This is a genomic window from Paenibacillus sp. FSL R7-0333 (assembly GCF_038000365.1).
In the GTDB taxonomy this organism is placed as follows: Bacteria; Bacillota; Bacilli; order Paenibacillales; family Paenibacillaceae; genus Paenibacillus_AQ; species Paenibacillus_AQ silagei.
This window is the reverse complement of sequence record NZ_JBBOBZ010000001.1, coordinates 6,656,476-6,678,073: the sequence shown is the minus strand read 5'-3', so window position 1 is coordinate 6,678,073 and position 21,598 is coordinate 6,656,476. Positions and strand designations below refer to the sequence as shown.

The window sequence follows — 21,598 nt, the reverse complement described above, 5'->3', positions numbered from 1 at the left end:
GAAAGAATATAATGGAAGTAGGTAGAAAGATTCATAGTAATGCACAAGAACACAGGACTGAAGACATGGATACACTTCGACCAGCGGGTGAGAGAAGCCATTATTCTGCTGCGCGGGAACTATCTATAATGGAATCCAATAGAGTATAGGGAGCGAACACAATGTCCTGGAAAGACCCATGGAACCGCAGCCGCGAGCGGGGCAAGGAAGCGGGCTTTACCCTGATCGAGGTGCTGGCCGCCATCGTCATTTTGTCGATAGTGTCCCTGGTGCTGACCTCCTATTTCACCAATGCCATGACCTATTCCAAGTCCAACCAGAACAAGACGATCATGGTCAATCTGGCGCGGAACGCTTTGTTTTATATGGAGAAGCAGGATTTTGACAAACTGGAGCTGTACCTTAAAGGCAAACCTGCTTCAGGAGCAGAACCTGAGATTATAGGCCACCCTGCGATTCAGGCTTCCGGCTGTGTTCCCTTGACAGAGACAACAGTGAGCTGCAGCGTCTACAGTAATGCGGTGAGCGATGTAAACACTTTGGCGAAGGTGCTGAATCCTACGATTAATAACATCAGCTATCAGATAGATATTGAATATCAGTCTACTCTCCATACAGGAATGATACATTCATCGGATGCCATTGAGAAGGCTACTGCCGAGTACCTTTTGCCGGTTCGGGTCAGAGTGCGGGATTCCAGCCAGGTTAGAACGAATGGTAAGGAGACTGTTGTGGAGGGATATATTACAGATGAGAAAATTCGTTGATCTTCTCCGCAAAGAACAGGGCTTTACGCTAATTGAGCTTATTGCAGCGTTGTCTTTGTTTTCTCTGGTATCCGCACTGGTCTATGGAGTAATGACGTTTGGTGTGCAGAGTTATCAGAGAGTGACTATGGAGAATACTTTGAGGGATGAAAGTGACTTACTGATGTCTGCCATTATTACTGAAATCTATACTTTTGCTCCCAACACTATCTCTTCTGATGAAGTGAATAAGACTATACTTCTGCGCAGAGATAATATTAGCGGTGGGATCGATGAAGTAGCAATAGGTATATCCGGCGGGCAGTTAGTGATAAATGAGCTTCCAACAACAGACCCCGCATCAACAGCTTCCGATCCCGTGGGTGACGTAACTACTCCAACACCAGGAGATACATATAATACAAGGACTTCGACAGATTCCACGTTGGGCCCGGATTCTTCAATGAGCTTGGAATGCAGTGCAAATTCGATACAGCCTTGTGAGAGTGGCCTGCTAAATATCAAGCTTTCTCTGACTTTAGAACGTGGAGATACCAGACGACAGCTTGCGGTTGAGAGCAAATTCGGATTCTAGGAGCGGTGGGCAGAAATGGGATTGTGGTTTATGAATAGGAGCAGACAGGCGGAGCGGTTCTCCCGCATGAAGTCTGAACAAGGCTCTGCACTTGTACTGGTAATGTTGATTGTCCTCCTGCTTACAATTCTCGGATTAGCAGTTCTAGGTGCAACCATTGGAGGAGCCCAAAGAAGTGAAACAAGGGAGAGTGACGTACAGTCCCTGCATCTTGCTCAAAAAGGACTTAATGAAGCTGCGGCCTATATTCAATCCGAGCTGAAGGGATTACAGCTGGAGGATATTGACCCGGAAAGCCTGGGAGTCATTCTGGCGAAGCTGGATGACAACAAGTCCAGTCTGAAGGTAGCTACAGAATTACAATCTTCCAGCAGGGGCTCAGTCGATGGCATCAAATATGATGATACTAAGGACAAAAAAATCAGAAAACAAAACCAATCTATCCAGTATACGATCAATATCAGCTCCAAGGCGGTGGTTAACGGAGTAGAACGGACATTGAGGCAACAGGTTATTATAGACAGTTATCCAGACTTCTTGAAGTATGTATTCGGCTCAGAGAAGACTCTCAGGCTGAATGGAGCTCCTGTACTTAAGGGCAATGTGTATGCCGGAGAGAAGCTGCTGGTAACGAATACACCTTGGTACACTTACTTGGGACATAGATATCCTGAAGTCACCTTGGATTTCCCTACCGTCATGAGTAATGCGGATGGGTCAGCCCCGGGTGAGGTACATGTTCAAGCAATGAGCAATATCAAGTATAAAGAGAATTTCCAGCCGAAAGAGAGTATCCTGTCAGAAGATCAAGAAGATACAATGACCTCCCTGCCTGAAACGGAGAGCGCAAGGAATGATTTATTGGCTAAGATTCTGCACGTGAATCCGGCTAACATCAAAATTAAAGAGAAAAATAAATTTGTCCAAATCAACGTTGAGGAGTCGTTTTTTGATAAGCTGGCACAAGGGTTATCCTCTTCAAAGGATGATGTTACCCAAAAATCGTTAAGAAACAGTATACGTGGAGAATACAACAAAGGCATTGTAGACTTAAATTCTTGGATTATCGGGCGTTCGGAGGTCACACATATTCAAGGGATGCCGGTAGCTCCAGATAAAGTGCTACCGGATGCCGAAGAAGCTGTCCTTGAACAGTATCAGAAGGATCTTGAAATATACAATGAGAAACTACAGCAGTTGGAGAACTTGGATTCCACAGTTGTTTTTAACGGGAATTTAGTTATCGATGGGTTAGCCTACAAGAAATTATTTTACCGGGAGGGACCGTCCAATGAGATTGATCCCAAAAGCGGGAGTATGCCCCGCTGGTTCATCGTTACCGGGAATTTAGAAATCAACAACTTTAATCCTGGTTTTTTACCAGTCCGGGCCAATATATTAGTTACTGGTAATGTTAAGATCAAAGGCAACGTTAAGTTTGATTCGACTTTGCTGGTGTTAGGTGATACAACGGTTGAGGATGCAAATATTCGGGGACTTCAGGGAAATGACCTGGAGACCAAAGAATTGGTCCTGATCTCCAAAGCAAAAGTGCTTATCAACCGCCTGCACGCCTTTGCTGTAAACGAACCAAGTGCAGAGGAAACGATGGAAGCTTTCTTTTATACAGACTCCAGTGGTGAGTTGTATGGCGTAGGCTCTATGTTCCACTTGATCGGCGGTTTTTTTGCCAGAGACAACCTGACTGTCCATGCAGTAAAAGGTAATGTTATGGAGCCTCTTACAGGCAATGCTGGCAGACTAATCATTAACCAAGCGGCTGCTCCAGAGCGTTTTGTGATAGATTATAAACCGGACATCTATGAGAATCAGCAATCCAGCTTACCCAGAGTGCAAACCGTCAATGTAAATGTCGGACCTATGCAACTGTTAAATTGACGGTATACATCAATCAAAGGAGCCTTTCGCGTCAGTATTCACTGCGCCCAAAGGCTCCTTTTAATATTGTTATTTAGTTTCCCCTAGTAACGGTCATCCGTATCGAGAGGATATACTTTGACGAGTATGGTTGTCTTAATCAGGGGGTTGTTAACATATTGTACAGTTACCAGCGTACTTCCGCTTTTATGTGCATGGATTATCCCCCGATTGTCTGCGGTAACAGGAGTTTGGAAGGAGGCAATTCCAGAGAAAGTACTTGTCCAATCCAATTGATCCCGAACATCATTCAGAGTAATCTCTCTTGGCGAGAACCAGAGAAGCTGGTCCAGAGGTCTGGATTCGCCAACGTTCATCTCCACTATAGTCCCGGTAAACTGGATATCCGTAAGAACCAGAGGTTCGATCTTAATTTTCTTAATCCTAGTAATGCCTCCTGCCGTGACTGAAACAGTGACAGTATCCTTTGCCTTGATGCCAGTTAAAATATACTTAGTGTCATCCGTATCGTCTGGGGCTTTGGTTAAGCTTGCATACTGAGTACCATCTCCAACTAAGCTCCAATGGATATCAAAAGCATCATCTGCGTTATCAGGAGCGAAGTCCTTTACACTCATCTCTATGAATTTACCAACATAAAGACTGTCAGCACTATCAATAGTAAAGTCCCTTAATGGGTTGGTGATGGTAATGATCTTGGTGGCTGGGGAGCCAGCCTTATTGCTGTTGCTGTATGCAGTTACAGTGATAGTATAAATCCCACTCTGGGGGGCATTGAAGGTTCCCGTAGGAGAAGTTGGACCACTCGTTGTCAGGTATTGATTAACGTTAATGTCATTCCCATCTGTGGCTGACCACTTATAGAATATATCCGTCTCAACTGGGTTGCTGGTGTATACAGCAGTCAAATCAATTGGGGTATTGGCAGTTCCTGAAATATCTCCGGTAAGCTGAATGGTGCGTATCGGCTCAGGCGGAATAGGTGCTGTCACAGTAATCCTGGCTATATTGCTGACAACCTTGCTTCCATCTTGAGCTGAGGCTTGAATCGCTGCTTCACCGGGCGCAATTGCTTGGATGATACCATCGCTTGTGAATTTAATGAAGTCTTTGCCGCTGACGATGGTCCATAGAAGCGTGCGGTCCTTCGCATCTACATCATCTGGCAGAATTGTAGTTATGGACGGGAGCGATAGCTCTTGATCAACCAGTATGTTCTCATCGTGAACAGCAATTGAAGTAATCTCAATAATTACTTCCAGATTAACAGCTAAAAACTTCATAGTCACAGTTGTTGGTACTGGCGTAGCTGTCGGCATCACAGTTGGTGAGGCACTAGCAGTAGGCACTGGTGTAGCTGTTGCTGTAGTTACTGGGGTAGGAGTCGCTGTAGGGACTGCGGTTGGTGCAGTGGTTGCGGCAGGCATTTCAGGCAACGAGCCCTCAAAGGGTTGATAACCTATCGCGATTCCGCTAGATCCTATAGTTAATAGAGACTCACCGATAATATTTCCATTAAAGCTCCCTGTGAGATTGATATTAGCTAATGGGGCAAGAATAGACTGATTAATTTCACCATAACTCTCGACTGTCAAGGATTTGGCTTGATAGAAATTGAGGATAATATGGTTGTTGCTTACTCCATTAACAGATACGCTCCCATTTATAAACTTGATTGATTCTCCTGCAATATTAATCAAGACTGTTGAATCTGCTGGTGCATTAATTTTGAGGCTGCGTAAATTAATATTATTTAGATTGCTTGGTTTTACATTGAAAATGTTTAATTTTTTATCTTCTCCCGAAACTACAAGATCGCTATTCTCAGAAACTTTGATCTCTTTGCCTGTTAGACTTCCCATGTATGCAGATCGGCTAATGAGTTGAGATCCAATCGTTGTAAAATCTAGTGGAGAACCCTTCGTAATGTTTGCTCGCTCTTCTTGCGATAAATAGGCATGCATTTCAATATTATTTCCATAATATCCTTTGCCGGAGATTTTCCCTCCCCATGAGCCCCAGTACAAGTCATTGCCTACAACTAAAACAGCATCAGTAAGTGTATCACCCAATGTAAAAGATTGTGCTTTTACGTTTCTTCCTGCAGCAGTTCGGCCTTTATTCTGAAAACTATTATTATCATAGCGGATGTCTTTCAACATAAAGACAGTATAATCCTTAGCAACCCCCAGAGCCGAAATAGGTGCTGTAGAACCCGGGAACACTGGGGGAGCTACAGTCGGAACCGGAGTTGGCGCAGGTGTTGGAGTCGGTGTTGCAGCAACAGTAGGAACCGCTGTTGGGGCTTCCGTAGGTACAGATTCTGCGGGAGCATGGATATCATCGTACGTAATGCTGGAGTTATCCAGTATATATTTCACTGCTGTCTTAGGTTTGAAGCTCAGAGTGAATTTATATATAAGCGGGTCTGACGTACTGTTAGGATTAACCGGCGTATAGTACTGCTTACCATCAATTGTAGTTAACTGAAAATTGATATTCTCAAAAGTTCCTTTTATAGTGTAACCTTCACTGAGACTTCCGGTCTTGGTGAATCCCTGCGGCAAGGCTTCCCCCTCAAATTCAAGATTTGGAGCGAATTTTTCATCATACCGCAAGCCGGAAATTAACAGGTTGTTTTTCCCCTGATATTGAGGTTGAACATCCTCTAGCCTTAAGGTTTTTGGAGCAATGCTGTAAGCTATCGTTACCAGCTTGTCTCGGCCTATTTTTGTAGCGGACTGGCTTCGGCCTATGGATAAAGAGGACTCCACCTTTGAGACGGTCAATGGGATGATGACCGGTGAAGCGGAAGCGCCCTGGTCATCTTGTGCTGTGATCATGATTTCAATATTGCCACTTTCGCTAAGCGGGTTCTTGAAGGTCTGTGTAATAGTCTCTTCAGATCCTACACGCCGGTTGTGGAGCATGTAGTCCGGGCTGGTCAATTCTGTTCCGTTCACGATGAACTTCAGATTAGTGGTCAGAGTACGGTCCTTCAAATCCAGATCGGCTACTGAATAGCTTACAGTCAGCTTATCTTGATAGGATGGAATGACGGCTCCTTCAATAGGTGAATATGCAGTGATGCTGGGAGCGTGGTTAGCACCCATAAATGCTCTGTACATCGTGTTAACAAAAAGCTTTTGTTCCCACTCCGGGAACAATGACTCGCTGCTCGAAAGATTAGATCCAAATAGATGGCCTGTTCCTGAATAGGTTACGTTTCCTTTGGAGTAGGTGTAATAATGGTTCCAACTGTCATCAGGAGTCCGTTTGTTTGCGTCGCCTGATTCGCTGATGATGTTGTACCAGGGTACAACTGTCCGGTCTTCCAGATCCAGCGTGAAGTACTGATTGTGGGTCTTGGCTACTTTGGGTTCACCTATACTGTTCTGGGTACCGCTGCTAGTCTGTTGACTCAAGTAAAAAGGGTACTGCATAAGCAATCCGTCATTAACCGGCGTTACTTTTTTTGATGGATTAAGTGCATTATGACCAAGGTTAACAACAGGATCTTTCTGGCCTGTAATCTCTTTGAAATTATTGACCCAAGTGTTACCTCCGTAGAGGTTGATAACTGTATCATGTGTGAACATTGCACTCTGCTTGGATTCGTTAATGAACTCCTTTACTGCTGTGATAGACAATGGCTTCATTATTGTCTTCGAGTAGTATTCATCCCGGAATCCGAACAGTAGCATGTCATAGACACCATTAAGGCCATATTCATGTGTATTTGCTAAGGTACTCTCAATATAATAATTGAATTCATCTATATTCATGACGGTAATATCCAGCTTGTAATCCTCATTGCCTAAAAAATTCTGATTCATGTTTATTGATTTTTTTAGACTGCTCTCATGAATTGGAGATGTACTGGAACCTGGAGGTGTAATCTGCAGGACTCTTATAACAGTCTGCTCATTACGGTAACGGATGCTTCCGCGTTCATAGTCTTTTAACTGCGAAGTGCTGGTAGGGTCACTAATCTCGAGTTTCCAATATAACAGTCCTGAGAATGTCCGGGGAAGAATGTATTCCACCGTACCATTGGCTTTATTTACTTTGACAGATGCGACAACCTGCTGCTCACCCATAGCAATAGACTTATCAAGATTAATATATAGTTTGGCGGTCAAAGGATGATTCGCAAGATCAGAGGTATTGCTTACATTGAAGTTGAACTTCAATTTGTCACCGGGAGTGTAAATCTTCCCCCTAGTGGAATCCGGAACATAATTGCTGATCTCATCACTGTTGGTGATTTGCAGTTGGGGGCGTTGTTTCAGCTTGGAGCTGTCAGTCTTCAGTCCCTTGAAGAAATCATTAAGTCCGGAATCATTCAGAAAGAGAACGTTACTCTTCGAAGCCGAGGTTCTGCGCAAAGGATTAAATGCTTCGTAGAGGATTCCTTTTCTGGCCTCAGCCTTCTCTTGATCTAAGAAAGTCTGTTCATGAAAAATCACATACAAGCCCTTCATAATAAAGAGCTTATTGATATCATCTACACGAAGACGCGTAATATCATTCTGAATTAACGAGGTGTTCATAGCCGCAGAGCGCACAGAGACATCTTTATCCTTAAGGTTTCCCAGGGTTACTGGACTATAGGTACCTTTACCTATAAATATGCCGTCATACTGCCCATCCAGATCATCGCGTAAAGCGACAAAACGTTTCATACTCATGGTAACGACTGTGAAATCTGGAAAATCGGTTTTGAGGGAGGTTAACTGGCTTATGCCATCTTCCGTGACTTCAAGCAGGCGAACCGGATAACTGCTCTGATCAGCATCAATCCTTGATACCGTACTCCAGATGACAGCAAACAAGATTAAGGCCAACGGAAGGCTAAGCATAATCAGCAGTCTTTTTCTTTTCAAGACCTCCATCGTGATCTCTCCCCAATAATTATTAATATCACAAAATTTGTCATATAAACTTCTATTTTTCCGTATAAGGGTTGTAGTTTAGGCGGGTTTCCATTGTAAAATTATCCATTCTATGCTATATACATTCTAGGACATATTTAGTAGATAGGCAATTAAAAGATATGCATAAAAACCTATAAAATTGAGTCTAATTAACTATAAAATTTAAGATATTTTATGAAAAATTATGATTTCAATGTACTCTTGATTTCCAAATGATTAGCTTATACCTGCTTGGAAAATATAGTGCTCTGGAGTGAAACAGATATGGCTATCATGAAGAAGAGGCTGGGAGATCTACTCGTAGAAAACGGGATTATCTCTCAAGAACAGCTTGAAGAAGCGCTGGTGGAGCAACGCAAAACCAAACGAAAGCTGGGGGATCTGCTAATAACCCAAGGCTATATTACAGAGCAACAGCTCATAGAGGTACTTGAGTTCCAGTTAGGCATCCCCCACGTAAGCCTGTTCAAATATCAGATTGATCCGGCAATCACGCAGATCATCCCCGAGAGTATGGCCAAACGCTACCAAGTGCTCCCATTCATGAAGGAAGGCAGCAAGCTGATGGTGGCAATGGCAGATCCTTTGGACTACTTCGCTATTGAAGATTTGCGCATGAGTACAGGATTCAGGATTGAGCCGGCAATCTCCAGCCGTGATGAGCTGACAAGAGCGATTGCCCGTCATTACGGAATGCGGGACTCTATGAGTCAGATGATGGTCGAGCTTCCAACCCAGGAAGAGATAGAAGAAACAGAGATTACGGATGAGGATTCACCGATTGTGCGGCTGGTCAACCAGATGATTCAGCAGGCAGTGTCATTGCGGGCTTCAGATATTCATGTGGATCCCGGTGAGAATAATCTCTCCATCCGTTACCGGATTGACGGGACTTTACGGACAGAGCGGATCATTCCCAAGCAAATGCAGGGCTTCATCACCGCCAGACTGAAGATTATGGCCCGATTAAATATAGCAGAACGGCGTCTGCCCCAGGATGGCCGGATTAAAATGCAATTTGACTACAAGATGGTCGATATACGTGTATCATCGCTGCCGACCATGCATGGTGAGAAGATTGTACTGCGTCTCCTGGACCTAAGTACTGGGGTTAAGTCTGTAGATACCTTGGGCTTCAGTGACGTTAATGCCGATGCCTTCAGGGATATGATCAGCAAGCCTTACGGTATACTCCTGATTACCGGTCCAACCGGCAGCGGGAAATCAACCACCTTATATTCTGCCCTGAGCCAATTGAATACCGAGAATGCGAATATTATTACGATTGAAGATCCGGTGGAATATCAGCTGGAAGGTGTGAATCAGGTGCATGTGAATCCGGCGATTGGCTTAACCTTTGCCGCAGGCTTACGCTCGATTCTTCGTCAGGACCCGAATATTGTAATGGTAGGAGAGATTCGGGACACTGAAACTGCTGAGATTGCTGTACGTGCTTCACTTACAGGACATCTTGTGTTGTCTACATTACATACCAATGATGCCATTAGCACCATTTCCAGATTGCGTGACATGGGTGTTGAGCCTTACTTGATTGCATCCTCGCTGCTAGGGGTAGTCGCTCAGCGGCTGGTACGCAAAATCTGCCCGGATTGCAAAGAGGAGCATAAACCGACAGAGCAGGAGTCGATAATGCTTAGGCGCTATGGCCTGCCTGCTGAGGTCATCTATCGTGGGAGAGGCTGCGGTAACTGCAACAATACAGGATACCGTGGACGGATTGCCATTCATGAGGTACTGACCATTAATGATCATCTGCGGCAGCTTATCACAGATTCTGCATCCATAGAGGAGCTGCGGGCAGCCGGTAGAGAGCAGGGCATGATCCAGTTAGTAGAGGACGGATTCGTCAAAGTATCTAAAGGAATTACAACCTTACAAGAAGTCATGCGTGAGACCGTATCGCATTAGATAGGGGGAGTATGAATGCCATTATTCAAACGTGATATAGTTCAACTTCTGCATATGGCCTATACCTCCAAAGCCTCAGATTTGCATATATCCGTAGGTTCTCCGCCAGTAATCCGGATAGACGGAGCGCTGCATTCACTGGAGGGGGAGAATGTCGCGCCTGAAGAATCTGTAAGTATGGCGGAAACCTTGCTCGGAAGCGGCAAAAGTGAAATTTTCCATAGCGTTGGAGAAATGGATTTCTCGTACCCGTTGGACAATGGGGTTCGGTATCGGGTTAACGTGTATAAGCAAAGAGGAGAAGTCAGCATAGCTGCGCGTGCAATTCCAGTAGAGATCCCGACGCTTGAACAATTATCATTGCCGTCTGTACTTTCCAGTCTTGCTATGAAGCCTCAGGGGCTGATATTAGTAACGGGGCCAACCGGCAGCGGGAAGTCCTCTACACTTGCAGCCATGCTGAATTATATCAACAGGACAGAGCGTAAGCATATCGTGACGCTTGAGGACCCAATAGAATTTATACATTCTCATGGCACATGCTTAATTGACCAGCGTGAGGTGGGAAATGATACCGGCAGCTTCGCCAGTGGATTACGGGCTGCGCTGCGGCAGGACCCGGATGTGATTCTGGTAGGCGAGATGCGTGATCTGGAGACGATGTCGGCAGCAGTTACGGCTGCGGAGACCGGCCATCTGGTGATGGCTACGCTGCATACTACGGATGCCCCGCAGACGGTTGACCGGATTATCGATACTTTTCCAGGCCACCAGCAAGGTCAGATTCGTTCCCAATTAGCTGCAGTGCTGCTGGCGGTTCTCTCACAGCGCCTTTTCCCGAGGGCGGCTGGCCGGGGTAGGCTGAGCGCAACGGAGCTGTTGATTAATACGCCAGCTGTAGCGAACCTGATTCGTACTGATAAGACCCACCAGCTCAAAAATGTAATGCAAACTGGGCGGTCACTCGGGATGCATACGCTTGAGATGAATATTCGTGAACAATTGCAGTATGGACTTATTCATCCAGAAGCTGCTAAAGCCTATCTAACGGAGGTGGGCAACTGATGCCGCAGTTTGAATATCAGGTGAAAACGCATGCGGGCAAGCAGCTGAAGGGGAAGCTCACCGCAACGGACAAGTCCATAGCGATGGAGGAGCTTCGAAAGCGCGGTCTGACTGTATTTTCGCTCGTAGAACGCAAAACCACTATTCTGTCTATGGAAATATACATAGGAAATCCGGTCAAGACCATTCATTTCATTATCTATTGCCGCCAGTTCGCGACACTAATGCGTGCAGGTGTTTCTATTGTGGATGCCACACGAATATTGGCTGAACAGACAGAGAGTAAGCCTCTGCGTAAAGCTTTGACAGATGTGAATTCCGGTCTGTTGAGAGGAACTGCATTCTCACAGGCGATTCAGGACCACAAGAAGATCTTTCCGCCGCTCTTTGTCAGCATGATTCGTGCAGGTGAGGAGACCGGTGATCTGGAAGGGACGCTTGAACGGTTGGCGGTCTATTTCGAGAAACAGCACACAACCACCGAGAAGATCAAATCAGCACTTACTTATCCCATTACCGTTGGAATTATGGCTATTGCGGCAGTGGTGTACCTCCTCTGGGCGATCGTACCTCAATTCGTCAGCATGTTTGAATCAATGAATGCCGAGCTGCCTGCGATTACCAAGATGGTATTGGCACTTAGTACAAGTATTCAAGGCCAGTGGTATATTTGGCTGCTGGCAATAGTGCTGCTCATTACCGTCTATCAGGTAGTCAAACGGACGGAACGCGGAGCCTATGCGCTTGATTATGCCAAGCTTAAGATTCCGGTATTCGGCAAACTGAATCAAAAAGGCTCCATTGCGCAATTCACACGCACCTTCTCATCCCTATATGCCAGTTCGGTGCCTATTCTTCAATCCTTGTCGATTGTTGAAGAAGTTGCTGGGAATAAAGTGATTGGCGCATACATCCGCAAGGCCAGTGATTCTCTTCTTCAAGGGAAGCCGTTATCGGACCCGCTGAAGAAGGCTTGGGTTTTTCCACCGCTCGTTACACAGATGATTGCGATTGGTGAAGAGACGGGGGCACTGGATCAGATGCTTGCTAAGGTAGCTGACTTCTACGAGATGGATGTAGAGAATACAGTGGACCGGCTGAAATCGCTGCTGGAGCCGCTGCTTATTGCCTTTTTGGCAGGTGTGGTAGGAATTATAGTAGCTTCTATTATGCTGCCTATGTTCAGTATCTATAGCAACATTTAATTGAAATGTCTTGAATGATTTGAGAGGGGTGACGCCGGTCAAATAGCAGAGGATCGGGTCTGTTCAAGGGATTACACCACTATCTGAGGAGGAATTATAATGTTCGTACAGGCACTGAGAAAGAGGTTAGGTAAGGCGGTAAAAGAGGAAAAAGGGTTCACGCTGATTGAGTTGCTGGCTGTTATTGTAATTATGGGGATCATAGCAGTTATAGCTATTCCAATGATTAGCGGTCTAATTAATAACACAGGAGATAAGGCAGACCTGGCAACTGCTCGGCAAGTTTATGAGGCCTCTCGTATGTATATTACTACTGAGTTGGATGGGGAAATTGGTACTGATACTATTCCAGTTATAGGTACTGCTCCAACCGCAAGTGCTGCAGGTACAGGGCTCCAAGGATTAAAGTTTTTAGAGAACCCATTGGTATTGCCTAGTACTAAGAAGAATATTGTAACGGGTTCATTAATTTACTATAAAGAAGGAAAATTGGCTGATAATTCTTCTGGATATGCAGTTTTGTTAAAAGATAACTCTTCTCCGCCAGTGGAGAAAAAGTTTACTGCGCAGCAAATCCTAGAATCAAAATTAAAATAACTTACTTTGTTTCAAGGAATCGGAACTCCCGATTCCTTTTTTAAAATTCACCAGACAGGACCGTTAAACCATGACGATTATTGTAGCCAGTTACATCACGCTTACCGGCCTGATTCTGGGCTCTTTTTATAATGTAGTAGCCTTGCGTATACCGGCAGGTGAATCGCTCCTGCGGCCGCCCTCACACTGTCCAAGCTGCAATACGCGGCTAAGATCATGGGATCTAATACCTGTACTAAGTTATTCGTTGAATAGAGGAAGATGTCGTTACTGCGGGATCAGAATCTCACCGCTATATATGCTTGGTGAGGCAACCACAGGCTTGCTGTTTCTATGGATTTACCTCCAATTCGGTCTGACGGGTAAGGGGATCATTGGATACTTATTGGTCAGTCTGGCTGTTATTGTAACGGTGTCTGATCTTAAGTTTATGTTAATTCCCGACAAGGTATTGCTGTTCTTTCTCCCGGTACTCGCTGTCGTAGTGCTGCTCTTTCCAGAGGGTCCGCTAGTCTCTCATCTGCTGGGAGCAGCCGCAGGCGGAGGTATTTTGTTGCTGTTAGTCTTGTTCGGCGGCATGGGGATGGGGGATGCGAAGCTGATGGCATTGCTCGGTCTGGTGCTGGGGTTCCCTAATACGATCCTGGCCTTTCTGCTTGCCTGTGTGTTAGGAACTGTGGTTGGAGGCACTTTGCTATTTACAGGCAAAATTCAGCGTAAACAGCATATTCCCTTTGGCCCGTGGCTGGCAGCAGGGGCGCTGCTTGCCTTCGCATACGGCTCACATCTTATCAGCGGGTATCTTGCGCTCATTCGTTAGGAGGAACTATATAGCATGATTGGATTAAGGCACAGAGCAGCGGGGATCTCTATTGAGCAGATAGGAATCCGTTATATAAGTTTCAAAGCCAACAAGCAGATTCATAAAAAGCGGTTCATTCCCCTGCTTTCAGGAATGATTGTAGAGAACCAGATAGCGGATAGGGAGGCTCTGCTCGACCGGTTGAAGCAATGGGTCAAACAAAAGGGGATGCGTGGCAGCGCTGTTGATGTTTCGATCCCTCCATCGCAAATGATTGTACGCAAGATGATGATTCCGAGTACGGGCGAGAAGCAGATCGAACAGCTTGTGAAGCTGGAGGTTGAAACTGGACTACATCTTCCGTTCGAGAATCCGGTGTATGATTATGTAATTACCGAACAGGATGAGAACCAAAGCCAGTTAATCCTTTTTGCCGCACCGCGTAAGGTAGTTCAGGATTATGTGGATGTTCTGGAGGATGCCGGATTGCGGGTGAGGACGGTAGAAGTAACGGCCACTGCACTTGCCCGAAGTATTGTAGCGGGGTATGGACATGAATTCAGTGAAACGATGCTGATTCACCTGGAGCAATCTTTACTGGATATTTATATGTTCCGTAGTGGTCATCCTGTATTCATGAGAACTATAGATCTGATCGATCTGTCGCAAGAGAAGCATGTAAATCTACAAGAGAACATACCATTTCTTGCTGAAGCGGAGATTGCAGTAGCGGCACAAGAACACCTCACTACGGAGCAAGTCGTTGAAATTACAGCGGAAATCTCCCGAATGCTCAGCTTCTATCAATACAGTCTGCATGACGGCTCGACGCGAATCTCAGAGATCTTAATTACTGGATCTCCAGAGATGCGTGTACAGTTACAGGAGGAACTTCAAGCCGCGCTTCCTGAGATGGCTATTGCCCCGATTGCGGTTAATCAATTCTCACAAGGCGCGAAGCCGGACAGCAGTCTTAATGATTACAGGACCGCTGCCGGAGCTGCTCTTCGTGACAGCAAGATACGGAACATTAACCTGTTGCCCCGCGAAGACCGTGAGACGATTGTATTTCCGTATATCGCTATCTCTTTAGCCGCAATATGGATTCTGGGTGTGGTCGGTTCGGGCATATTGTACGCATCTATTCAAGGACAATATGCAGAGCGGGGCGAACAGATATTAGCTTATCAGGATCAGAATGCCATGCTCCAGACGGAGTTAGCCGGACTTAACGGCCGTAACTCATCAGGCGGCGGGCTTGACCGTGCGGTTATCATTGAAGCCATGTCTGCAAGCCGTGCAGATGCCGCTGCTGTTCTGGATGAATTAGAGGCAAGTCTTCCTTATGGCGGAGTCATCAGAGATATTAAATATTCGTACCATAGCGAGATTATCCTGTCAGTGAATTTCACGGCAATGGAGCATAGTACAGTCTACTTAACTGCATTACGTCAGATGTCTTTCTCCAAGGGGGCTTCCATTCAGAAGCTGACAGAAGGCACTGAGAATTCCGGTAATTCTGTTGCTAAATATACCGCAGTCTTCAGAGTGAACATGGCACCTGTAGTGGAGCAAAGTGTACAGGCCCAAAGTCCGGCAGAAGGAGGGGAGGACAGCAGTGGAACAAATTAATAAATTCCGTTCAGCCATTGTGCTGACATTGTTGGTCCTGTTCCTGATTTTGTTTGGCTTCTATATGTTCGCCATACGCCCGGTGAATAACGATATTGCTATGCAAGATAATGAGTTCTCATTGCTGGAGCAGGAGAAGGGAATTCTTACAAATAAGATTAACGAGCTTAAGAGTGAGGAGCAGGGAACAGATTCAAGTGAGGATACTCTACTGGCAGGAATTCCGCAAGGAGATGACAGCGAAGCACTAATCCTGGCCTTACAACGGATTGGAACCAGCTCACATGCCAGACTGAAGGATATCGGATTCTCGCTGACAGAATCTAACGAAATTAGCCCCTGGACCGGGATCAGCCCCGAGACAGCGGGCAGCTTGAGAGAGATCAAAATGGCTGCTATTGTGCAAGGGAGTTATGCAGAGATTAAGGATTGGTTGAAGCAGCTTCATGACCTGCCGCGAATCCTTGCTGTAGACTCCTTCTCCTTCCAGAAGCCCTATGAATTCTCTGCCCCGGGTAAACCGGGCAGTATCCTGACGGCTAATGTGTCTTTTACCGCGTACTTTGAAGCTACAGCACCTAAGTCTGGTAATTAGGCTGTACCCTTTTCCCATTCCGCTCTCCCCAACTCTGCCCCCCATTTACACGGAGGGCAGAGTTTTTTTACGCTTTTCCCCCATTACCCGTTTATACCCCCGGGTGGTTTGGGTATTACAGCTTACGGGCTATTGTAATGTTATACAGTACTTATCGCAGCAGCTTAGTCTGAAGTAAGCTTCAGGCTACCACACAGGATTACGAGGAGGCGTTCAAGATGAAGAACAAAAAATGGATGATCGGTTCACTGGCATTATCACTGGGTCTTGTCTCTGCAGGGGGCGGAGCGCTTGCGGCTTCACCGGTGGCAAGTATTGAGGGCGTAAGAACGGTTGCGGCGTCTGCACCGGGCAAGGAAGGGCCGGCGACCATTAACAATCTTACTGAGCGGAGCGTTGTTCCGCTGGTGGTTCATGCCAAGAAGCTATATACGTATGCCAGCCGGGGAGGCAATGTATTCAGCCCCGAGCTGTTCACTTATAAAGCACAGGAGTACCGCTATCTGTCCAGTGATCTGGGCTCGAAGCAGCAGCTGATGAGCTATATCAAGAAGGGGTTCACGCATAATGCGGCCGCCTTCTACGCACAGACACAGTTCCTGGAGCATGAGGGCAGAATGGCGCAGGTCAATTCCGATCTGGGCAACTCGTTGGATTTCACCAGAGCGACTGCACGGATGGTCTCCAAGACTGCACAGGCGGCAGTGTTCGAATTGACTGTACCTGCGGAAGGGGCGAACGGGTCTTCCGAAGTAGTAACAGTGAAGCTGAAGAAGGTTAACGGTTACTGGAGAATTGATATGTCGCCGGATACCCTTTTCTAAGCAGCAGAGGCTTCAGGCTCCATCCAGCGCTTCATAAAATAACGGCTGTGCCGACCTTGTCACAAGGTGGGCACAGCCGTTTCTGCTTGCCGTACATACTTCAGATGATTCGGCGAACCGGACGTTACCGCCCCTTCACACCGTCCTCGACCAGTTGTCTGCGCGGGGATTCGGGCTGATCGGATTTGCTCATCCCGCCGCGGTTGATGGCAATGACACGTTTCTGGGCGTAATAGGTATCGCGGGAGAGCAGATTTCTCTCTACCGCTGTGCCATCCACATGGCGGGTAATGTAAGTTTCAACTACATAGCCGGTTTTGCCGGCAAGCAGTACCCGGGTTCCGCCCTTGGGGAGCGAGGCATCGCTCACATATTTATCCGTAGGGGGCAGCACCTCGACGGTTTTGGATTCAACGGAATAGGTGACGTTCTTCGGGAACGTGCCGAACAGCTTGATGGTCAGCGTGCGCCCCTGGACTTCGGATTTGATGATCAGATATTTGCCGGTGTTGTTGCGGAAGCGGAAATTAATATACCCCTCGGCAAAAGTGGCGTCCTGCCCCTTGGGCAGATAGCTGACCGGAAGCGAGTGGTTGCGCCGCTCTACGATCTCAAGCCCGGAGCGCAGCGCGGCATTATACAGGGTGCTGGAGACCTGGCAGATCCCCCCGCCCGTGCCGGGCTGGAGCTTGCCGTTCACGATGACCGGGGCTTCGCGGAAGCCGTACTCGGTCTGGGCCTTCTGGATTGCTTTTCCGTAATCAAAAACCGCATTCGGCGGCAGCACCGTGCCGTTTACAGCTTTGGCGGCCGCCTCCACATTGAAGCTGCGCCCGGGGCCGCTGGCCCCGAGGGAGGTGCTGAATTGGACGATTTTGCGATCGATACCCTGTTCCTTGAGCGCCTGTAGCGTGATCTTCGGCTGCTTGACGGCAAGGGGAACCTCCAGCTGAATCTGCTGATCCTGAAGTGTGCCGTCAGCGGCCAACCGGGTGGGCACCGCCGCCTGCATCGCAAGCTCCAGCGCCTGCCAGTCCACCTCGTAGGAGGAGGTGCCCGGCGTATAGACGACCCGGTCATCTCCGGTGATCCGTCGGACCGCATCGACCGGAACGCCGAAGGAGGCTTTTTCCCATTCGGGATTCAAAAGACTTCTGAGCTGCGCAGTCTGCAGCTGAATCTCCATATTCCAGCTGCCGGACCAGCTGCGCCGGGCTTGTACCCGCTCCATCAGCGTGCCGTCCGTCAGCGTCTTCAGCGCCTGGAGGAAGTCCCCGGCTTCATAGGTCACACCTGCCTGCTTAAGGGTGACCTGTAGTCCGGCATTATTTTTTGCCTTCAGCATGAGTGGAGTAGCTTCGAGCGTCTGAAGTCTTGAACTCATTCCGGCCGTTACGTCAGCGATGTTCATTCCGCCAACCTCCCAGCCAGCGATAACGGTATTTGCGGGCAGGGTAGGCTGGGTGCCATATAGATGGAGTCCTCCGGCAGCCAGCGAACCGGCCAGCATCAGACCGAAACCCGCGATGAGAGCGGCGTGTATTTTTTTCATAAATAATCTCTCCTTCTATGGGGGCGAAACCTGATGTTTTTATGTATATGTAAGGATTCGGTAAAACTTTCGGGTACTCAAGGGGTTATGGATTTGTTACAATAGATACGCCTGCGATAATCATGCAGTTTATGGAAGCTCCCCCGGCCCGGTGGCCCGGCGGAAGATGTCAGAATCGGGAAGTGAGAAAATGATTGAGATGCAGGATGTATGGAAGACCTATGCTAACGGGACCCATGCATTGCAGGGAATATCGGTCAAAATCGACCGCAATGAGTTCGTCTACATTGTCGGACCGTCCGGCGCAGGGAAATCAACGTTCATGAAATTAATTTATAGAGAAGAAACGCCGACCAAAGGACAGATCTCCGTAGGCGGGTTCAATATCGGCAAGCTGAAGCCCCGTAAGATCCCTTATGTGCGCCGCAATATCGGTGTGGTCTTTCAGGATTTCCGGCTGCTGCCGAAGATGACGGCGTATGAGAATGTAGCTTTTGCGATGGATGTTATTGAGGCGCCGAAGAAGATTATCAAGAAGCGTGTGAATGAAGTGCTCGATCTGGTGGGACTGCGCAGCAAGGCGGGGCGTGAGCCCTCACAGCTCTCAGGGGGGGAGCAGCAGCGGATCGCGATTGCCAGAGCCATCGTCAACAATCCTTCCGTTATTATTGCGGACGAGCCTACCGGCAATCTGGACCCGGAGACCTCGTGGGGCATTATGCAGCTGCTGGATGAGATTAATTTTCGCGGTACCACGATCGTTATGGCGACCCACAACCGGGATATTGTGAACAAAATGCGCAAACGGGTGCTAGCGATTGAGAATGGAACGATCGTCAGAGACCAATTGAGAGGGGAATACGGTTATGAGTTTTAAAACCTTCTTGCGGCATTTGCGGGAAGGCTTCAAAAACGTATTCCGCAACGGCTGGATGTCGGTGGCGTCCATCACTTCCATCGTTGTCTCTCTCTTCGTACTCGGAGTGTTCATCCTGCTGGTGCTCAACGTCAATCAAATTGCGGACAAAGCAGACAGCCAGGTGCAGATCAATGTGCATCTGACGCTGAATACGGACCAGAAGATGCGGGAGAAGCTGGAAAACGAAATCGGCAATATGCCGGAAGTCAGCAAGGTGGAGTTCGTCTCCAAAGAACAGGGCTTGAAGGAATTCCGTGAAGATATGGGGCCGGATGCCGCCGAACTCCTGGAAGGCTTTGATGAAGACAATAATCCGCTGCCGGACAAGCTGCTCGTTGAAGTCATTGAGCCGACCACGGTTCCGTTTGTAGCGGAGAAGATAGAAGCACTGAACAAGACGCATGAAGAGCAGCCGATCTACAAGGTGAACTACGGGAAAGGCTCTGTGGAGACTTTATTCAAGGTGACCAAGGCGGTGCGGAATATCGGGTTTATTTTTGTAGCGGGACTGGCGCTGATGTCGATGTTCCTGATCTCGAATACCATCCGGGTAACGATTCTCGCCCGCCGCAAGGAAATCGGCATTATGAAGCTTGTGGGAGCGACGAATTATTTCATCCGCTGGCCCTTCTTCATCGAAGGTGCTCTGATCGGATTGATCGGTTCAGTGGTAACCTCGGGTGCGCTCTACGCCGGTTACAGCAGTCTGGTGGCTTCCGTGAAGGGAGATCCGATGCTGGGGCTGCAGCTGATTCCGTTTGAGAATATCTGGTTGCTGCTGTGCGGGCTGCTGGTGGGCCTCGGGGTGCTGATTGGCGTATGGGGCAGCACGGTATCGATCCGCAAGTTCTTGAAGGTATAGCCTGTATTATTCACATTATTGAACAAAGGACGGAGAGTGCAAGTTGAAAAGAATTGCTGCCGGAATGGCCGTAATATTGCTGGCTGTCACAATGTTCGGGCCCTCTGACGGGTATGCGAAGAAAACAAGCGTTGCCGAAATTGATAAGCAGCTGAAGCAGCTGCAGCAGGAGGTCCAGGCGGCCAAGGCGGCGCAGGAGAAGGCGGACTCCCGTAATCAGGAGGCTAAGCACTATAAGAATAAGACCACGCTGAATCTGGACTATGTCCTGGGGCAGATTGCCCAGGTGAAGGGTGAGATGACCACGATATCCGGCAAAATTGCCAGCACGGAGAAGTCGCTTACCGTGACGGCAACGGAGCTGGATGATGCGGAGGCGCGCGTGGCCTCCCGTGAAAAGTTGCTGGAATCCCGTGTCCGTCTCATGTACACGGATGGCGCAGTCTCCTATCTGGATGTGCTGCTGTCCTCGACCAGCTTCTCTGACTTCCTGGACCGGGCCGATTCCCTGAAGATGATCGTGGATCAGGATCAGGATCTGCTGGTGCAGCATAAGCTGGACAAGCAGACGGTGATTGCCAAGAAGCAGGAGCTGGAAGGGCAATATGCCACGGCGAAGCAGCTTTATACCGACCTGGAAGCCCAGCGCAGTATGCTGAAGGAGAAGGAAGCGGAGAAGCAGGAGCTCATCGCTTATTATGATGAGGAGATTCAGAATTCGGAGGTTATCTCTGCTGAACAGGATGCTAAGCTGGTAGAGCTGGCAAGCAGCCGCTCTGCGCTGGAAGCGCAGAAGGACAAGATTAAGGCGGAGGAAGCGGCGCGCAGAGCGGCTGCAGCGAAGGCTGAAGCGCAACGCCGTGCGGCAGTAGCCGCAGCCAAGGCGGCGGAGAAGGCGAAGGCCTCCAAGTCTTCCGGCGGCGACAGCTCCTCCGTTGCGAGCGCAGAAGATTATTCCGGTGGAGATGGTCCTTACCTGCGGCCGGTGGGCTACGCGCGGATCTCTTCTCCTTTTGGCTACCGGACCCATCCGGTGACGCATGAGGTCGGCAAGCTGCATACCGGTATAGACTTTGCCGTGCCGCAGGGTACGAGTATCCATGCGGCGGACTCCGGTACAGTTGTGATAGCGGAGTGGTATAGCGGTTACGGATATTGTGTCATTATTGATCATGGCGGCGGGGTATGGACGCTGTACGGCCACATTCGCGAAGGCGGCCTCCGTGTGAAGCGGGGAGATCGTGTCGAGCGCGGACAGACGATTGCAGAATCCGGCTCAACGGGACGTTCAACCGGCCCGCATCTGCATTTTGAAGTGCGGATCAACGGGACACCGGTGAATCCTATGCCTTATCTGTAAGTAGACTGAGCGGATAAATTATAAGTTTGGCTGAACTATATAGATTGAACTAAAAAATTAAGTTAAGGGGAAGTCCAAA

The 21,598-nt window shown here is 48.0% G+C and carries 16 protein-coding genes; 14 read left to right on the top strand and 2 right to left on the bottom strand.

Annotated elements, in window-relative coordinates:
• The first annotated feature begins 161 nt into the window (after window positions 1–161).
• The 3 genes from MKY86_RS28470 to MKY86_RS28460 all read left to right on the top strand — a co-directional run bounded on the left by MKY86_RS28470 (window position 162) and on the right by MKY86_RS28460 (window position 3,240).
• Window positions 162–767, top strand: a complete 606-nt coding sequence (locus tag MKY86_RS28470; protein WP_076080067.1) for a type IV pilus modification PilV family protein — start codon at window positions 162–164, stop codon at window positions 765–767.
• Window positions 751–1,341 (top strand): prepilin-type N-terminal cleavage/methylation domain-containing protein, encoded by a 591-nt coding sequence (locus tag MKY86_RS28465; protein WP_076080068.1) that lies wholly within the window; start codon window positions 751–753, stop codon window positions 1,339–1,341. Before MKY86_RS28470 ends, MKY86_RS28465 begins: the two co-directional genes overlap by 17 nt.
• Before the next feature lie 66 nt (window positions 1,342–1,407).
• Window positions 1,408–3,240 carry a hypothetical protein gene (locus MKY86_RS28460; RefSeq protein WP_143803765.1) on the top strand — a complete coding sequence of 611 codons (1,833 nt, stop codon included), beginning with the start codon at window positions 1,408–1,410 and terminating at the stop codon, window positions 3,238–3,240.
• 83 nt (window positions 3,241–3,323) lie between these two features.
• Here MKY86_RS28460 and MKY86_RS28455 read toward each other — a convergent pair whose 3' ends face one another.
• Window positions 3,324–8,135: a DUF5057 domain-containing protein gene (locus tag MKY86_RS28455; RefSeq protein WP_083685293.1), complete on the bottom strand. Its 4,812-nt coding sequence runs from the start codon at window positions 8,133–8,135 to the stop codon at window positions 3,324–3,326.
• Window positions 8,136–8,441: 306 nt separating this feature from the next.
• Between MKY86_RS28455 and MKY86_RS28450 the strand changes: the two genes are divergently transcribed.
• The 8 genes from MKY86_RS28450 to MKY86_RS28415 all read left to right on the top strand — a co-directional run bounded on the left by MKY86_RS28450 (window position 8,442) and on the right by MKY86_RS28415 (window position 16,826).
• Window positions 8,442–10,106, top strand: coding sequence for a GspE/PulE family protein (locus MKY86_RS28450; protein ID WP_076080070.1), 1,665 nt, complete (start codon window positions 8,442–8,444; stop codon window positions 10,104–10,106).
• A 15-nt stretch (window positions 10,107–10,121) separates the two neighbouring features.
• On the top strand, window positions 10,122–11,171 hold the full coding sequence (locus MKY86_RS28445; RefSeq protein WP_076080071.1) for a type IV pilus twitching motility protein PilT: 1,050 nt from the start codon (window positions 10,122–10,124) through the stop codon (window positions 11,169–11,171).
• Window positions 11,171–12,376 carry a type II secretion system F family protein gene (locus MKY86_RS28440; protein WP_076080072.1) on the top strand — a complete coding sequence of 402 codons (1,206 nt, stop codon included), beginning with the start codon at window positions 11,171–11,173 and terminating at the stop codon, window positions 12,374–12,376. The genes MKY86_RS28445 and MKY86_RS28440 overlap by 1 nt, the downstream gene beginning before the upstream one ends.
• A gap of 99 nt (window positions 12,377–12,475) precedes the next feature.
• Window positions 12,476–12,973: a type II secretion system protein gene (locus MKY86_RS28435; protein WP_076080073.1), complete on the top strand. Its 498-nt coding sequence runs from the start codon at window positions 12,476–12,478 to the stop codon at window positions 12,971–12,973.
• A 70-nt stretch (window positions 12,974–13,043) separates the two neighbouring features.
• The gene (locus tag MKY86_RS28430; RefSeq protein ID WP_076080074.1) at window positions 13,044–13,793 is read left to right on the top strand and encodes a prepilin peptidase; all 750 of its coding nucleotides are present in this window, start codon (window positions 13,044–13,046) and stop codon (window positions 13,791–13,793) included.
• Between the two features lie 15 nt (window positions 13,794–13,808).
• Window positions 13,809–15,407 carry a pilus assembly protein PilM gene (gene pilM / locus MKY86_RS28425; RefSeq protein WP_076080075.1) on the top strand — a complete coding sequence of 533 codons (1,599 nt, stop codon included), beginning with the start codon at window positions 13,809–13,811 and terminating at the stop codon, window positions 15,405–15,407.
• Window positions 15,394–16,002 carry a type 4a pilus biogenesis protein PilO gene (locus MKY86_RS28420; RefSeq protein WP_076080076.1) on the top strand — a complete coding sequence of 203 codons (609 nt, stop codon included), beginning with the start codon at window positions 15,394–15,396 and terminating at the stop codon, window positions 16,000–16,002. The genes pilM and MKY86_RS28420 overlap by 14 nt, the downstream gene beginning before the upstream one ends.
• 218 nt (window positions 16,003–16,220) lie before the next feature.
• Window positions 16,221–16,826 carry a DL-endopeptidase inhibitor IseA family protein gene (locus MKY86_RS28415; protein WP_076080077.1) on the top strand — a complete coding sequence of 202 codons (606 nt, stop codon included), beginning with the start codon at window positions 16,221–16,223 and terminating at the stop codon, window positions 16,824–16,826.
• A gap of 124 nt (window positions 16,827–16,950) precedes the next feature.
• Here MKY86_RS28415 and MKY86_RS28410 read toward each other — a convergent pair whose 3' ends face one another.
• A complete protein-coding gene (locus MKY86_RS28410) occupies window positions 16,951–18,378 on the bottom strand; it encodes a VanW family protein (protein ID WP_076080078.1) in 1,428 nt (475 codons plus the stop codon).
• Between the two features lie 190 nt (window positions 18,379–18,568).
• Between MKY86_RS28410 and ftsE the strand changes: the two genes are divergently transcribed.
• The 3 genes from ftsE to MKY86_RS28395 are packed head-to-tail and all read left to right on the top strand — an operon-like array spanning window position 18,569 to window position 21,519.
• Window positions 18,569–19,255 carry a cell division ATP-binding protein FtsE gene (gene ftsE / locus MKY86_RS28405; protein ID WP_036721184.1) on the top strand — a complete coding sequence of 229 codons (687 nt, stop codon included), beginning with the start codon at window positions 18,569–18,571 and terminating at the stop codon, window positions 19,253–19,255.
• Window positions 19,245–20,159, top strand: a complete 915-nt coding sequence (gene ftsX, locus MKY86_RS28400; protein ID WP_076080079.1) for a permease-like cell division protein FtsX — start codon at window positions 19,245–19,247, stop codon at window positions 20,157–20,159. The genes ftsE and ftsX overlap by 11 nt, the downstream gene beginning before the upstream one ends.
• A 43-nt stretch (window positions 20,160–20,202) precedes the next feature.
• Window positions 20,203–21,519: a murein hydrolase activator EnvC family protein gene (locus MKY86_RS28395; protein WP_076080080.1), complete on the top strand. Its 1,317-nt coding sequence runs from the start codon at window positions 20,203–20,205 to the stop codon at window positions 21,517–21,519.
• Window positions 21,520–21,598: the final 79 nt, after the last annotated feature.

Coding starts and splice junctions, on each gene's coding strand:
- MKY86_RS28440 (WP_076080072.1), top strand. CDS start 11,171: ATGCCGCAGTTTGAATATCAGGTGAAAACGCATGCGGGCAAGCAGCTG.
- MKY86_RS28430 (WP_076080074.1), top strand. CDS start 13,044: ATGACGATTATTGTAGCCAGTTACATCACGCTTACCGGCCTGATTCTG.
- MKY86_RS28465 (WP_076080068.1), top strand. CDS start 751: ATGAGAAAATTCGTTGATCTTCTCCGCAAAGAACAGGGCTTTACGCTA.
- MKY86_RS28460 (WP_143803765.1), top strand. CDS start 1,408: ATGAAGTCTGAACAAGGCTCTGCACTTGTACTGGTAATGTTGATTGTC.
- ftsX (WP_076080079.1), top strand. CDS start 19,245: ATGAGTTTTAAAACCTTCTTGCGGCATTTGCGGGAAGGCTTCAAAAAC.
- MKY86_RS28470 (WP_076080067.1), top strand. CDS start 162: ATGTCCTGGAAAGACCCATGGAACCGCAGCCGCGAGCGGGGCAAGGAA.
- pilM (WP_076080075.1), top strand. CDS start 13,809: ATGATTGGATTAAGGCACAGAGCAGCGGGGATCTCTATTGAGCAGATA.
- MKY86_RS28435 (WP_076080073.1), top strand. CDS start 12,476: ATGTTCGTACAGGCACTGAGAAAGAGGTTAGGTAAGGCGGTAAAAGAG.
- MKY86_RS28445 (WP_076080071.1), top strand. CDS start 10,122: ATGCCATTATTCAAACGTGATATAGTTCAACTTCTGCATATGGCCTAT.
- MKY86_RS28415 (WP_076080077.1), top strand. CDS start 16,221: ATGAAGAACAAAAAATGGATGATCGGTTCACTGGCATTATCACTGGGT.
- MKY86_RS28450 (WP_076080070.1), top strand. CDS start 8,442: ATGGCTATCATGAAGAAGAGGCTGGGAGATCTACTCGTAGAAAACGGG.
- ftsE (WP_036721184.1), top strand. CDS start 18,569: ATGATTGAGATGCAGGATGTATGGAAGACCTATGCTAACGGGACCCAT.
- MKY86_RS28410 (WP_076080078.1), bottom strand. CDS start 18,378: ATGAAAAAAATACACGCCGCTCTCATCGCGGGTTTCGGTCTGATGCTG.
- MKY86_RS28455 (WP_083685293.1), bottom strand. CDS start 8,135: ATGGAGGTCTTGAAAAGAAAAAGACTGCTGATTATGCTTAGCCTTCCG.